This is a genomic window from Haemophilus sp. SZY H36 (genome assembly GCF_018829625.1).
GTDB classification, from domain to species: Bacteria; Pseudomonadota; Gammaproteobacteria; order Enterobacterales; family Pasteurellaceae; genus Haemophilus; species Haemophilus haemolyticus_K.
The window spans coordinates 697,530-711,436 of sequence record NZ_JAHKKA010000001.1 but is presented as its reverse complement, the minus strand read 5'-3'; the positions used below and the strand labels follow the sequence as shown (position 1 = coordinate 711,436).

Here is a 13,907-nt window from a genome sequence, read left to right as displayed (position 1 = left end):
TTCCTCAATTAAGTTAATTAGAACGGGTTAGGCGAGCCTAAAACAGGCGATATAATAAAGCTATTTTGAGATTTTGTCTTGTAAAAAATGCGTATGCTTTGATCTTTATCTATTTTTACAAAATAAAAGAGCGGTGAAAAAATTTGTCGTTTCTCACCGCTCTTTTTACTCTAATTCAATCAATTACTTCACGGATTGTTTGTGATTTTCATAAGCTGCTTTTACAAAGCCTGCAAACAACGGATGGCCATCACGAGGCGTAGAAGTAAATTCTGGATGGAATTGGCAAGCGACAAACCAAGGATGATTTGGCACCTCGATAATTTCTACCAATTTTTTATCTGCAGATAAGCCCGTTACTTTCAATCCTGCTTTTTCAATTTGTGGAAGCAAGGTATTGTTCACTTCATAACGATGACGATGACGCTCTTCAATGGTTTCTTTGCCATAAAGCTCGCGAGCGCGGCTGCCTGACACCAAATGACATTGTTGTGCGCCTAAACGCATTGTCCCGCCAAGATCAGATTCATCGGTACGCACTTCTGTATTACCATCCGCATCTTGCCATTCTGTGATTAATGCAACCACAGGTTGTTCACAATCTTTATCAAATTCAGACGAATTTGCTTTAGTTAAACCTGCTACATTACGTGCATATTCAATCAACGCGATCTGCATACCTAAACAAATGCCTAAGTAAGGAATTTTGTTTTCACGTGCATATTGGGCGGTACGAATCTTACCTTCCACACCACGATAACCGAATCCACCAGGAACAAGAATACCATCAATGCCTTTTAATACTTCAACACCTTTGGTTTCAACATCTTGGGAATCGATATATTTAATGTTAACGCTTAAACGATTCGTTAAACCTGCATGTTTCAATGCTTCATTTACTGATTTATAGGCATCTGGTAACTCAGTATATTTACCCACCATTCCAATGGTCACTTCACCCACTGGATTGGCTTGTTTGTAAAGCACTTGCTCCCATTCAGACAGATCCGCCTCAGGGCAAGTTAAACGGAAACGTTCACAGACAAAATCATCTAAACCTTGAGATTTTAATAATGCTGGGATTTGATAAATCGAATTTACATCTTTTAATGAAATGACTGCACGTTCTGGAACGTTACAGAATAAAGCAATTTTCGCACGCTCATTTGGCGGAATCATACGATCGGAACGACAAATCAACACATCAGGTTGAATACCAATAGAAAGCAATTCTTTTACAGAATGTTGAGTTGGTTTCGTTTTTACTTCACCTGCAGTTGGAATATAAGGCACTAAAGTTAAGTGCATAAATAACGTATGTTCACGACCAACTTGAACTGCTAATTGACGTAATGCTTCTAAGAATGGGAGTGATTCAATATCCCCAACGGTACCGCCCACTTCAACAATTACAACATCGTGACCTTGAGCACCTGCAATAACGCGATCTTTAATTTCATTGGTAATATGTGGAATCACCTGAATTGTTGCACCAAGATAATCGCCACGACGCTCTTTACGTAATACTTCAGAATAAATTTTGCCTGTGGTGAAGTTATTACGTTTAGTCATTTTCGTGCGGATAAAACGCTCATAGTGACCTAAGTCTAAATCTGTTTCTGCGCCATCTTGAGTGACGAAAACTTCCCCATGTTGGGTTGGGCTCATCGTACCTGGATCCACGTTAATATATGGATCTAATTTCATAATAGTTACGTTTAAACCGCGAGCTTCTAAAATTGCCGCCAATGATGCTGCCGCAATGCCTTTACCTAACGATGAAACCACACCGCCAGTGACGAAAATATAATTTGTAGCCATAGGGAACCTAATCTGTATTGGGATATAAATGATTATAGCTAATCATCTTACAGACAAAATCAACCAAAAGTGCGGTCAAAAATCGAAGATAACTAGCTATCAAAGACGGGACGGTAGTTTACCTGATTTAGAAAATTATCTCAATGAAAACCCAGAGAAAAAAGAAAACCATCAAAAGATGGTTTTCAAATTATTTTAATTAAAAAGGTTGTTTCTATTTTATAGTAAAATGTAAACCATAAAGTTATTTAAAATCAAATAATTAGGATCTTGTCGTTCGCTTTTTTGATCAGGTCTGTGTAAAAATAAAGTATGAAAAGATTAGATTTCATACTTTATTTTTACACAATATGCTTGCTATGAGATACCAAATTGACAATGTTTATCTATAAAATCCTTGAAAGAAGGAAAAGCTGGTAGATTATAGTAGAAATTATCGCGTTCAACTCTATAAGAGACATTGCTAAATTTGAGTATGCTGTTTTTTACGCTTATTGATTATAGTAGTTTAATCTGTTTTATTCCACTTTCATCCCTTTTCCTAATATCTTTTAATTTCGATAACTCATCCACCAATCTTGATACCCTATATATACTTATCATTATAAAAACATTAAAAATGCTTGTTGAAAAATGTGTTAGTATACAAAAATCTATATTTTACAAATGAGGGTAATTTAATGTGGTCAGATACTGAATCTAAAGAAGACTATCTCAATTTTGGTGAGGTATCCCAAATTGTTACTGAAATATTAGAAACTGAAGCTATGCTACCAGTTTCAATAGGTATTTTTGGTAATTGGGGCGCAGGTAAATCCTCTCTGTTAAATTTGATTGAGCAACAAATCAAACCTCATGAGTGGATTGTGATTAAATTTGATGCTTGGCTTTATCAAGGATTTGATGATGCGAGAACAGCTCTTTTGGAAACTATTGCAAACCATTTGATTCAAACTGCTAAAGATGAAGAAACCATCTTGAAAAAATCCCAAAATTTATTAGTCAGAATTAATGGTCTACGTTTGGCTGGCTTTCTTGCGGAGGGGGCTGCTTTAGCTGCAGGTTTTCCTACTTTTGGTTTGGTTTCCAAAATATTTGGAACGGCTCAAAATGCCTTGGATGGAATTCAAGATGAAACAGAAAGTAAGCAAGTGGTAGAAATAGGAAAAGAAATTGTTGATTCAGGAAAAAAACTTATCAACCCCCTCAAACAACAAACTCCACCACAACAAATTGATGAGTTTAGAAAAGAATATGGTGAGATATTACGGGATTTAGGTAAAAAGTTGGTTATTGTGATTGATAACCTTGACCGTTGTCTACCTGCTAATGCTATTCAAACATTAGAGGCAATTCGTTTATTCTTATTCTTAAATCGTACAGCTTTTATTATCGCGGCTGACGAGGAAATGATTCGCCATTCAGTTGCCGAACATTACAAAGATTTGTCGTATCGTCATCAAATTGATTATTTGGACAAGCTCATTCAGATTCCTATTCGTGTACCCAAAGCAGGTGTGCTTGAAATTCGTGCATATTTATATATGCTGTACGCCATTCATCAAAAAATAGCAACCAAAAAATTAGCAAGCTTACGCCAATTTTTAGAAACTCATTTGCAACAATCTTGGAAAAGTCAATCTTTAAATCCAGGAGAAGTGGCCAAAACTATTGAAGAGCAACATAATCAAGCTCTATTGTCAGATTTTGAACGCGCAAACAGAATAGCTCCTCTATTAGCAAATTCACCTAATATTCACGGTAATCCTAGAATTGTAAAACGTATTTTAAATACCATTAAAATGCGTGCCAAAATCGCAAACAAGCGTCAAATACCGTTAGAGGAAGCAATTATTACCAAATTGGTGATTTTTGAGCGATGTGTGGATTCTGATGTGGTAATAAATTTTTATCAGCGTATTAATGAAGAAGAGGGTAAACCTGAATTATTAAAAGAGCTGGAAAATAACAATGAGCAAAATTTATCAAAACTCTCTGAAAATAAGCCCATTCAAACATTTATCAAAGAATGGGCAAAGTTAGAGCCAAAATTATCCAATGTTGATTTGCGCGCGGCGATCTATTTATCCAGAGAAACCATACCGCTAAATACTTATACCGCTCAACTTTCTCAAAAAGCCCAAGATGCTTTAAACATTTTACTTACAACCACATCAAGAACAGGCTCACAAGGTACCAAAGATGCCATTCAACAACTAACAATGGATGAACAAATCTCTGTTATGGACGCGTTAGTGGAACAATTAAGAAAAGTGGATAACTGGGCTAAAAGTCCAAATGGTTTTATGGGGGCTTGTTTATTAGCTAAGTTTTCAGAAGGCGGTGCAAAAATTTTAAATCGTTTTATTATTGAATTGAAAAATAAAGGTTTTAATTATCCGTGGTTTAATACAAGATTAAAAAACGAAACTTGGTATCAGGAGTAAGCAATGGGTACTTCACAATCTAGCGTAGGACCAAATGGTCGTTCACCTTTGTTACCGGCTTGGGTTGATGACAGCCAAGCAACGACTCAAACGCCAGATCCACAGAGATTAAAGGGATTGCGTCAAGCAATCGGTAGGGCTGTACGAGGCAGTGGACGTGATGATGTATGTAAAGCACTTGGTCATTATGCACGAAAAGCCAGTGGTGGTAAGCATACAGCCGTCCAAAAATTGGGGAAAATTACCCAAGCGGGTGCGAGCTTATTTGGCATTTTTTCAGACAACCAGCAACAACAATATTCGGTTAATTTACATAGTTTAAATGGGCAGCCTTGCGATGAAGCCATCAACCAAATTACCGAACTTTTGGCTGGTCATCACGGTGATTCAGACAAAATTCGTTCTGCAATGAATATTGCTTTATCAGAAGCATTAGAAGGAATGATAACTTTTGATGAAAATAGCATTACCACTGAAGTCATTGGTAAAATGATGGTTTGTTATTTAACCGAAAGTATTTTTCTGCAAATTGCACATGATGCCGGTAAGGCTTGGAAGAAAGGCGATGATCCTGTGCAAATTGCCAAAGCAGAAAATGATTTACGGCAACTCATTCGTGAAGTGGTAGATATTACTCTTGCCCCTAAATTTACGGATAATGTTTGTCAGTTAACAAACAAACAAATGCAAGAAATTCAAAACCAAGCTATTTTGGAAATTTGGGAAGAATGGGAGGATTATTGATGACTCAATTGGTTTTTCATCACGACATCAATCAATTAAATAATTTACCAAATGGAACAATACCTGTTCATTTGTATGGAATGGGTAATAAAAAACTACAAATTGCCCATATCGGTAATATGGTTTTAGATAGTGTGAAAAGATTAGGTATTAAACTCAATAACCAAGTAATGGATTTTCTAACTATTGCCATGGCAGTAACAGCGGCAGATACTTTTGTTTTGCGAAAAGATACTGCAAATGGCTGGTGTCGTTCCTTTTCTATCACGTTACCATTGTGCCAGCCAGATATTTGGCAAAAAAACAAGGTTCATTTAGAACAGATTTTACACTTTTTAAGTGGTGATATTTGGCAATTTGATTTTCATGCAGGCGGACAATTACCTCCACAGCCCTATAAATTAAGTGGCAGAACCAAATTGGTAGATTTAAGAAATAAAGACTGTGTTTGTTTATTTTCAGGTGGTTTGGATTCAGCAATTGGGGTAATTGATTTATTGGAGCAGGGTAATTCACTGGTTTTAGTTAGTCATTCTTATAAAGGTGATAAATCACGTCAGCAAGCCATTATTCAGCAACTTAACCAAAATGGTTATATTAACCAATTTTCCCAATTTAATGCGATTGCACAACCACATTTAAATAATGGAAAAAGCACTGAAATCACAATGCGAACCAGAAGTTTAAATTTTTTGGCATTTGCCATTGTATCAGCTTATGCATTACAGGAAGTCGCGCAAAAAAAGATTGATATTTTAGTTCCTGAAAATGGGGTAATTTCAATCAATGCACCTTTAACAGTACGCAGAGTGGGCACTTTAAGTACCCGTACCACTCACCCTTATTTTATCCAAGAAATACAAAAACTTCTCACTGCGGTCAATATTCCTTTCACTTTAAGAAATCCTTATCAATTTAAAACCAAAGGGCAAATGATATCAGAATGCAAAAATTTACCATTATTAAAGCAAATTATCCCTGATACTGTTTCGTGTAGCCATTGGAAACGCAAAAATCAGCAATGCGGGGTTTGCTTTCCATGTCTGATTCGTAGAGCGTCATTGCATTATGCTGGTATTACCAATGATGCCCAATATGAATTTAATGACATTCGGCAAATTTTAATAAATCAGGACAGAAGAGATGATTTATTTGCTTTAATAAGTGCTATTCGTCAAAAAAATCATCGCAACATCAATCAATGGGTTTTACAAAGTGGCTCACTACCCACTCAACAATTAAATCAGTTTGCAAATGTTTTTATAAATGGGTTGGATGAAGTGGAGCAACTTTTAATAGAGAACCAAATATTATGATGGACATGCATTGCCATTTGGATTTATATACTAATCCACAATACGTTGCAAAACGATGTAAAGATGAAAATATTTATGTCTTATCTGTTACAACTACACCAAAAGCGTGGTATGGAACAAGTTCATTAGCAAAAGATTGTCCTCGTATTCGTACCGCCTTGGGATTGCATCCCCAACTGGCTCATGAACGTTGGCAAGAATTGGAATTGTTTGATTCATTATTAAACCAAACTCGCTATGTGGGTGAAATTGGTTTGGATGGCGGAAAAGAGTTTAAAGCACATTGGAAAACACAATTAAAGGTCTTTCGCCATATTTTAAGAAGTTCAACAAAATCTGGTGGAAAAATATTAAGTATACATTCTAGGATGAGTGCAAATGCTGTACTAGATGAATTAAGTCAAGTAAATGATAACTTGCCAATCCTTCATTGGTTTTCAGGCACAAAGCAACAGTTAAAACGATCGATTGAAATGGGCTGCTATTTTTCTGTAGGACCTGCAATGTTAAGCAGTAAAAAGGGTTATGAGTTGGTCCAAATCATGCCAATAGAAAAAATATTAGTTGAAACTGATGGACCTTTTGGGAATTTTAAAACACAAGCTTTATTCCCCTGGAATGCCAATATTACCATTGCAATATTAGCAGATATGTGGGGAATGAATATTTCAGAAGTTGAAAGTATATTGAGACAAAATCTCTTTAGCTTAGTTTCAAAACATATATAAGCCATAAGCTTACCTATCAAAATTATCAATTACTTCCAATAACTCAAATTCCTTATAATATCTCTACCTACAATCTCAACTCAAACCATTACTCTAATGGTTTGAGTTATTTAATTATAGCCAGACTTTCGTCTGGCTATAATTAACGTAAAAAAGAGAAACCTTGTCATATATGGTTTCTCTTGAGTTTTTATAATCTATTTTTACATAATTTATATATATGGAATTCAGAACGGAATATCGTCATCGAATCCGTCCATTGGTGGCTCAGCCTGTGGTGCAGCCTGTTGTGGCGCTGGGCGAGATGATTGATAACTACCACCATTGTTAGTTTGACGAGCTTGGTAAGAAGGTTGTGGTGCAGCTCCCATATCACTAGGGTAGCCAGCAGCTTGATTACGAGCACCAAGCATTTGCATTACATCACCTTGAATTTCTGTGGTGTAACGATCTTGACCGTTTTGATCTTGCCATTTACGCGTTTTTAAACGACCTTCCACATATACTTGAGAGCCTTTGCGTAAATATTCACCGCAAATCTCCGCTTGACGACGATAGAATACAATGCGGTGCCATTCCGTTACTTCACGGCGCTCGCCAGTATTGCGGTCGTTCCAGCTTTCACTAGTCGCTACGCTAATATTTGCTACGGCATCGCCATTTGGCATGGTACGAATTTCAGGATCATTGCCTAGATGACCCACAATAATGACTTTATTAACTCCAGCCATAAAAAAACCTCATTTTTTATCTTAAAAAGTGCGGTTATTTTGCCTGAAATTTTTCAAAAGATCTATATATTTTAACTGGATATTTGCACAGATGTTAAAATATGCGATAATGATCGCAGAATTTAAACTTATTTCATTCTTTTGAGTTATTTTATGGAAAATATCGATATTCGCGGGGCGCGAACCCATAACCTGAAAAATATTAATCTGACTATTCCACGCAATAAACTTGTCGTGATCACAGGGCTTTCAGGTTCGGGGAAATCTTCTTTAGCGTTTGATACGCTTTATGCAGAAGGGCAGCGCCGCTATGTTGAATCTCTTTCGGCGTATGCCCGTCAGTTTTTATCTTTAATGGAAAAGCCTGATGTGGATTCTATTGAGGGACTTTCCCCTGCAATTTCCATTGAACAAAAATCTACCTCACACAATCCACGTTCTACGGTGGGAACAATTACCGAAATTTATGATTATTTACGTTTATTGTTTGCTCGAGTAGGTGAACCGCGTTGTCCAGATCATGATGTTCCATTAACGGCACAAACGATTAGTCAAATGGTGGACAAAGTATTAAGTTTGCCAGAAGACAGCAAGATGATGTTACTTGCGCCAGTTGTCAAAAATCGAAAAGGCGAACACGTTAAGATTTTAGAAAATATTGCTGCACAAGGTTACATTCGTGCGCGTATTGATGGCGAAATTTGCGATTTATCTGATCCACCAAAATTAGAGTTACAGAAAAAACATACTATTGAAGTAGTGGTGGATCGCTTTAAAGTGCGGTCAGATTTAGCAACACGTTTAGCTGAGTCTTTTGAAACCGCATTAGAGCTTTCAGGTGGCACCGCGATTGTGGCAGATATGGATAATCCGAAAGCGGAAGAATTAGTTTTTTCGGCAAATTTTGCTTGTCCGCATTGCGGTTATTCTGTGCCAGAATTAGAACCTCGTTTATTTTCCTTTAATAATCCAGCCGGAGCTTGCCCTACTTGCGATGGTTTGGGTATGCAACAATATTTTGATGAAGATCGTGTGGTACAAAATCCAACTATTTCCCTTGCTGGTGGTGCGGTAAAAGGTTGGGATCGTCGAAATTTCTATTATTATCAAATGCTCACCTCATTGGCGAAACATTATCATTTTGATGTTGAAGCGCCCTATGAATCTTTGCCAAAGAAAATTCAACACATCATTATGCATGGCTCAGGCAAAGAGGAAATTGAATTCCAATATATGAATGATCGTGGCGATGTGGTTATTCGCAAGCATCCTTTTGAAGGAATTTTGAATAATATGGCTCGCCGATATAAAGAAACGGAATCAATGTCGGTGCGGGAAGAATTAGCGAAAAATATTAGTAATCGACCTTGTGCAGACTGCGGTGGATCTCGTTTACGACCAGAAGCGCGTAATGTGTATATCGGAAAAACGAATTTACCGATGATCGCGGAAAAAAGTATTGGTGAAACACTCGAATTTTTCACCGCACTTTCTTTAACAGGTCAAAAAGCCCAAATTGCGGAAAAAATTCTTAAAGAAATCCGTGAGCGTTTGCAGTTTTTAGTCAATGTAGGTTTGAATTATCTTTCTCTTTCTCGTTCAGCTGAAACTCTTTCAGGTGGTGAAGCACAACGTATTCGTCTTGCTAGCCAAATTGGTGCTGGGCTTGTTGGTGTGATGTACGTATTAGATGAACCTTCTATTGGCTTGCACCAACGTGATAATGAACGCTTACTTAACACATTAATTCATCTGCGTAATCTTGGTAATACGGTAATTGTCGTGGAACACGATGAAGACGCGATTCGTGCAGCTGACCATATTATTGATATCGGCCCTGGTGCTGGCGTGCATGGTGGGCAAGTTATTGCACAAGGAAACGCTGATGAAATTATGCTGAATCCAAATTCCATCACAGGAAAATTCTTATCGGGCGCAGATAAAATCGACATTCCTAAAAAACGCACCACACTTGATAAGAAAAAATGGCTCAAACTTAAAGGGGCATCAGGCAATAATTTAAAAAATGTAAATTTAGATATTCCCGTTGGCTTGTTTACTTGCGTAACTGGTGTATCAGGCTCAGGAAAATCAACACTCATTAATGATACTTTATTTCCACTTGCGCAAAATGCGTTAAATCGAGCGGAAAAGACGGATTACGCACCTTATCAATCTATCGAGGGATTAGAGCATTTCGATAAAGTTATTGATATTAATCAAAGCCCGATTGGACGCACGCCACGTTCAAATCCAGCCACTTATACAGGCTTATTTACTCCGATTCGTGAACTTTTTGCTGGGGTGCCAGAGGCACGTGCGCGCGGTTATAATCCAGGACGTTTTAGCTTTAACGTACGTGGTGGACGCTGTGAAGCCTGTCAGGGCGATGGTGTACTCAAAGTTGAAATGCATTTTTTACCGGATGTTTATGTTCCTTGCGACCAATGTAAAGGTAAACGCTATAACCGCGAAACTCTAGAAATTCGTTACAAAGGTAAAACCATCCATCAAGTTTTGGATATGACGGTGGAAGAAGCTCGCGAATTTTTTGATGCGATTCCAATGATTGCAAGAAAATTACAAACCTTGATAGATGTGGGATTATCCTATATTCGATTAGGTCAATCTTCCACAACACTTTCAGGTGGTGAAGCGCAGCGCGTTAAGCTAGCTACGGAGCTTTCTAAACGTGATACGGGTAAAACCTTGTATATTCTAGATGAACCGACAACTGGTTTGCATTTTGCTGACATTAAGCAATTACTTGAAGTACTGCATCGATTACGCGACCAAGGAAATACTATTGTCGTCATTGAACACAATCTTGATGTGATTAAAACGGCAGACTGGATTGTCGATCTTGGTCCTGAAGGGGGAAGCGGTGGCGGACAAATTATTGCTACTGGTACGCCTGAAGAAGTCGCTAAAGTTGAAGGATCTCATACGGCCAGATTCCTTAAACCAATTTTGGAAAAACGTTAAGAAAATAACCGCACTTTGATCTGACGTGCGGTTATTTTTTGATATATTTCTAGCAGAAATTTATCTTTTTGATTCTTATCGTGATTTGTTTGATGTAATGAGGTTATTTAGTATGTGCACGTTTTACAAATAAGAAAGATAAGCTGAATGCCACAACAAATGAAATAACCATTCCTATACTGTACATTGCTAAACTGTCTGGTTTGATAGATGGGATACCTAAGAAACCAGCAGCACCCAATGCAATCGCTTTTACGTTAAAGAATGCAATAAATGCACTAGCTAACCCAGAACCAATCATCGCAGCAATAAATGCTTGGCGGTAACGTAAATTTACGCCAAACATAGCGGGTTCTGTGATACCTAATAATGCAGAAATACCTGAAGGTACAGCTAATCCACGAATTTTGGCATCTTTTAATGCTAAGGCTACACCTAAACAAGCTGCGCCCTGTGCAATATTTGACATTGCTGCAATCGGGAAGATGAATGTTCCTCCAGTTTGTGTGATTTCGGCAAGTAATTGAGTTTCTACTGCGATAAAGGTTTGATGCATACCTGTAATGACAATTGGTGCGTATAAAGTACCGAAAATCGCTCCACCAAAGAAACCTAATGTATCATATAACCAAGTTAATCCAGCTGAAATAAGAGAGCCTGCCTCCCGACCAAATGGACCAATTACGGTAAATGCAAGGAAACCCGCAATAAAAAGTGAAAACATTGGGGTGATTAAGTTATCTAAATAAGATGGTATAAATTTACGGAAATTCTTTTCTAATGTTGCTAATACCCAAGCCGAGATAATTGTTGGAATAACTGTTCCTTGATAGCCAACTTTTTCAATTTCAAGACCAAATACATTCCAGTATTTAATATTTCCTTCCATCAATGTTTTTGCATAATTCCAGCCATCAGATAATGAAGGATGGACTAAAAGCATACCTAGTGCTGCGCCTAAGAAGGGATTTCCACCAAATTTACGTGTTGCTGAAAAACCAAGTAATACAGGTAAGAATACAAACGGTGCATTTGCAATTGTATTGATGAAATCAACTAAATCAGATATTTCAGGATACTTTGTGACAACAGAATGATTATCCCAAAAGAAACCGATAGAGGTTAGCATTGAATAAAGTCCCATTAATAGACCTCCAGCAACGATAGCTGGGATAATTGGGACAAAAATATCGGCTAAACCTTTTACTATCCGTTGTAGTAAATTCTGTTGCCCTAAGGCAGCTTCTGCAACTTCAGCTTTACTTACATCACCAATACCAAGTTGTTTTGTAAGTTGTTCATGAACTTTATTGACCGTACCTGAGCCAAAAATAATTTGGTACTGACCCGCCACAGAGAATTGGCCTTTTACCCCTTCAATTGCCTCGATACCTTCTTTATCCACTTTGCTTTCATCGTTTAATACGATACGTAAACGTGTTGCACAGTGAGCTGCTGTAGCAATGTTATTTTTACCACCAAGTTTTTCAATCACTTGTTCAGCTATTTTCGGGAAGTTCATAGATTTTCTCCTCATTTAAATAGAAATGGCGCGATTTTAGCCGAAAGGATTAAAACAGGCTAGAGTGAAATGATCCTATAAGGGGAATTTTATTGTTATAAAGGAACAAAGCTGATAGTAAGTAATCATATAATGTAATTAATAATTATCTCGCTTTTTTATTAATCCATTTAATCCTAACAAGCCTAAGCTTAGCCAAATAGGAACGTAGGTGAAGTAGTCACTTATCGTCATTGGAATATTTAAAATAAATACTGCAACTAGAAATAATAAGACAGGTTCGATATAGCTTAATACGGCAAAAATGCTAACAGGAATTTGCTGGCTAGATTTTAAATTTGCAGAAAGTGAAACTGCACTGACAATTCCTAATGCTGGTAATAAGTACCAGTAGTGAAAATTATGAAGAATCAAAGACAAACTATTGCTTTGGTAAGATAAATAAATGATAGAAGGAATGGATATTAAGATGACATCAAGGGTAATGCCTTGCAAGGCAGGAATTTTCATGGCTTTTCTACTTAAATAGTAGAAGGGATATACTGCACAAACCCAAAGGCTTGTCCATGAAAAACTTTGTGTATGCCAGAGTTCATGAAATACACCACAAGCGGCAAGTAATAAAGCAATTTTTTGAGTGGATGATAATTGTTCCTTAAGCCAAATTCTTCCAAATAGAGCCATCACAAGCGGAAAAAGAAAGTATCCCATAGCAATATTTACACCTTCATTATTAAGCGGTGCCCACATAAAGAGCCAAAATTGGCTTCCAGCATCAAGTGTACCGAGTAAGAAAAGTATCCAACGTTTCCAGTTATAGCCAAGTATGTTGGTCATTAAATGTAAAATTGATTTACAACCAAGTGTTGGAAATAAAATCAATAATAGACCAAATATCATTGTTACCATTCGCCACGCGAAAACGTCAGTTCCACTTAATGGTTGTAACCATAAGCTGAATAAATAAAGGACACCAAATAAAAGTTGAGAAAAGATGCAAAGCAATATGCCTTGAGTCATTAATTTCATTGAAAACTCCATCATTGAAGATGAAATTATTATAGGTTGTTATAGAAATAAAAATTCTCAATTTATGAGGTTTTGTGATAAATTTTATCCATTTAGCCAGATTTATGAGAAAAATTTTTATGAATTCCCTTGATAAATTAGATCGAGATATTCTAAATGCATTACAACAAGATGCAACGATACCTTTAAAAGAATTGGCCGTAAATGTTAATAGTTCTATTGCAACCTGCCAACGACGAATTCAATTTTTAATAGAAAAAAGCGTGATAACTAAACAAGTGGCTATTGTTTCTCCTAAAGCTGTAGGGCGGACAATTAGTGTATTTGTGATGGTGGAAATGAACAATCAACATTCTTATTATCAAGAGCAGTTTGAGCGTAAAATGAGACAAGAATCAGATGTTGTCAGTTGTTATGAAATTTCTGGAGATTATGATTTTATGTTGCTATTACATGTTAAAGATATGGAAAGTTATCATGCGTTTACTCGTCGTGTTTTAACAGGGGAGTATCATGTGCGTACTTTCAAAAGTTTATTTGTAATGAATTTTACAAAGGCGGATAGTGGTATTGTGTTATAAAGT

The 13,907-nt window shown here is 36.9% G+C and carries 10 protein-coding genes; 6 read left to right on the top strand and 4 right to left on the bottom strand.

Annotated features, from left to right (window positions below):
* Window positions 1-183 precede the first annotated feature (183 nt).
* The gene (pyrG, locus tag KP713_RS03160) at window positions 184-1,821 is read right to left on the bottom strand and encodes a glutamine hydrolyzing CTP synthase (protein WP_005636432.1); all 1,638 of its coding nucleotides are present in this window, start codon (window positions 1,819-1,821) and stop codon (window positions 184-186) included.
* A gap of 680 nt (window positions 1,822-2,501) precedes the next feature.
* On the opposite strand from pyrG, the gene KP713_RS03155 reads away from it, so the two are divergent.
* The 4 genes from KP713_RS03155 to qatD are packed head-to-tail and all read left to right on the top strand — an operon-like array spanning window position 2,502 to window position 7,056.
* Window positions 2,502-4,268: a KAP family P-loop NTPase fold protein gene (locus tag KP713_RS03155; protein WP_215769835.1), complete on the top strand. Its 1,767-nt coding sequence runs from the start codon at window positions 2,502-2,504 to the stop codon at window positions 4,266-4,268.
* A gap of 3 nt (window positions 4,269-4,271) precedes the next feature.
* A complete protein-coding gene (locus tag KP713_RS03150) occupies window positions 4,272-5,012 on the top strand; it encodes a Qat anti-phage system associated protein QatB (RefSeq protein ID WP_215769834.1) in 741 nt (246 codons plus the stop codon).
* Window positions 5,012-6,328 (top strand): Qat anti-phage system QueC-like protein QatC, encoded by a 1,317-nt coding sequence (qatC, locus tag KP713_RS03145; protein WP_215769900.1) that lies wholly within the window; start codon window positions 5,012-5,014, stop codon window positions 6,326-6,328. The genes KP713_RS03150 and qatC overlap by 1 nt, the downstream gene beginning before the upstream one ends.
* Entirely contained in the window at window positions 6,325-7,056 is a 732-nt protein-coding gene (gene qatD, locus KP713_RS03140; protein WP_065242706.1) for a Qat anti-phage system TatD family nuclease QatD, read from the top strand. Before qatC ends, qatD begins: the two co-directional genes overlap by 4 nt.
* A gap of 227 nt (window positions 7,057-7,283) precedes the next feature.
* Here qatD and KP713_RS03135 read toward each other — a convergent pair whose 3' ends face one another.
* On the bottom strand, window positions 7,284-7,787 hold the full coding sequence (locus tag KP713_RS03135; protein WP_215769833.1) for a single-stranded DNA-binding protein: 504 nt from the start codon (window positions 7,785-7,787) through the stop codon (window positions 7,284-7,286).
* Between the two features lie 153 nt (window positions 7,788-7,940).
* Between KP713_RS03135 and uvrA the strand changes: the two genes are divergently transcribed.
* Window positions 7,941-10,772: an excinuclease ABC subunit UvrA gene (uvrA, locus tag KP713_RS03130; RefSeq protein ID WP_215769832.1), complete on the top strand. Its 2,832-nt coding sequence runs from the start codon at window positions 7,941-7,943 to the stop codon at window positions 10,770-10,772.
* 103 nt (window positions 10,773-10,875) lie between these two features.
* Here uvrA and KP713_RS03125 read toward each other — a convergent pair whose 3' ends face one another.
* Window positions 10,876-12,294, bottom strand: a complete 1,419-nt coding sequence (locus KP713_RS03125; protein WP_106013450.1) for a sucrose-specific PTS transporter subunit IIBC — start codon at window positions 12,292-12,294, stop codon at window positions 10,876-10,878.
* Window positions 12,295-12,432: 138 nt separating this feature from the next.
* On the bottom strand, window positions 12,433-13,323 hold the full coding sequence (gene rarD / locus KP713_RS03120) for an EamA family transporter RarD (protein WP_215769831.1): 891 nt from the start codon (window positions 13,321-13,323) through the stop codon (window positions 12,433-12,435).
* Between the two features lie 119 nt (window positions 13,324-13,442).
* Between rarD and KP713_RS03115 the strand changes: the two genes are divergently transcribed.
* Complete coding sequence (locus KP713_RS03115; protein WP_215769830.1) at window positions 13,443-13,904, top strand: Lrp/AsnC family transcriptional regulator; 462 nt, start codon at window positions 13,443-13,445, stop codon at window positions 13,902-13,904.
* Window positions 13,905-13,907: the final 3 nt, after the last annotated feature.

What these genes read in the sequence shown, in the direction of transcription:
- KP713_RS03155 (WP_215769835.1), top strand. Translation starts at nt 2,502, where the DNA reads ATGTGGTCAGATACTGAATCTAAAGAAGACTATCTCAATTTTGGTGAG.
- pyrG (WP_005636432.1), bottom strand. Translation starts at nt 1,821, where the DNA reads ATGGCTACAAATTATATTTTCGTCACTGGCGGTGTGGTTTCATCGTTA.
- KP713_RS03115 (WP_215769830.1), top strand. Translation starts at nt 13,443, where the DNA reads ATGAATTCCCTTGATAAATTAGATCGAGATATTCTAAATGCATTACAA.
- qatD (WP_065242706.1), top strand. Translation starts at nt 6,325, where the DNA reads ATGATGGACATGCATTGCCATTTGGATTTATATACTAATCCACAATAC.
- KP713_RS03125 (WP_106013450.1), bottom strand. Translation starts at nt 12,294, where the DNA reads ATGAACTTCCCGAAAATAGCTGAACAAGTGATTGAAAAACTTGGTGGT.
- qatC (WP_215769900.1), top strand. Translation starts at nt 5,012, where the DNA reads ATGACTCAATTGGTTTTTCATCACGACATCAATCAATTAAATAATTTA.
- uvrA (WP_215769832.1), top strand. Translation starts at nt 7,941, where the DNA reads ATGGAAAATATCGATATTCGCGGGGCGCGAACCCATAACCTGAAAAAT.
- KP713_RS03150 (WP_215769834.1), top strand. Translation starts at nt 4,272, where the DNA reads ATGGGTACTTCACAATCTAGCGTAGGACCAAATGGTCGTTCACCTTTG.
- KP713_RS03135 (WP_215769833.1), bottom strand. Translation starts at nt 7,787, where the DNA reads ATGGCTGGAGTTAATAAAGTCATTATTGTGGGTCATCTAGGCAATGAT.
- rarD (WP_215769831.1), bottom strand. Translation starts at nt 13,323, where the DNA reads ATGAAATTAATGACTCAAGGCATATTGCTTTGCATCTTTTCTCAACTT.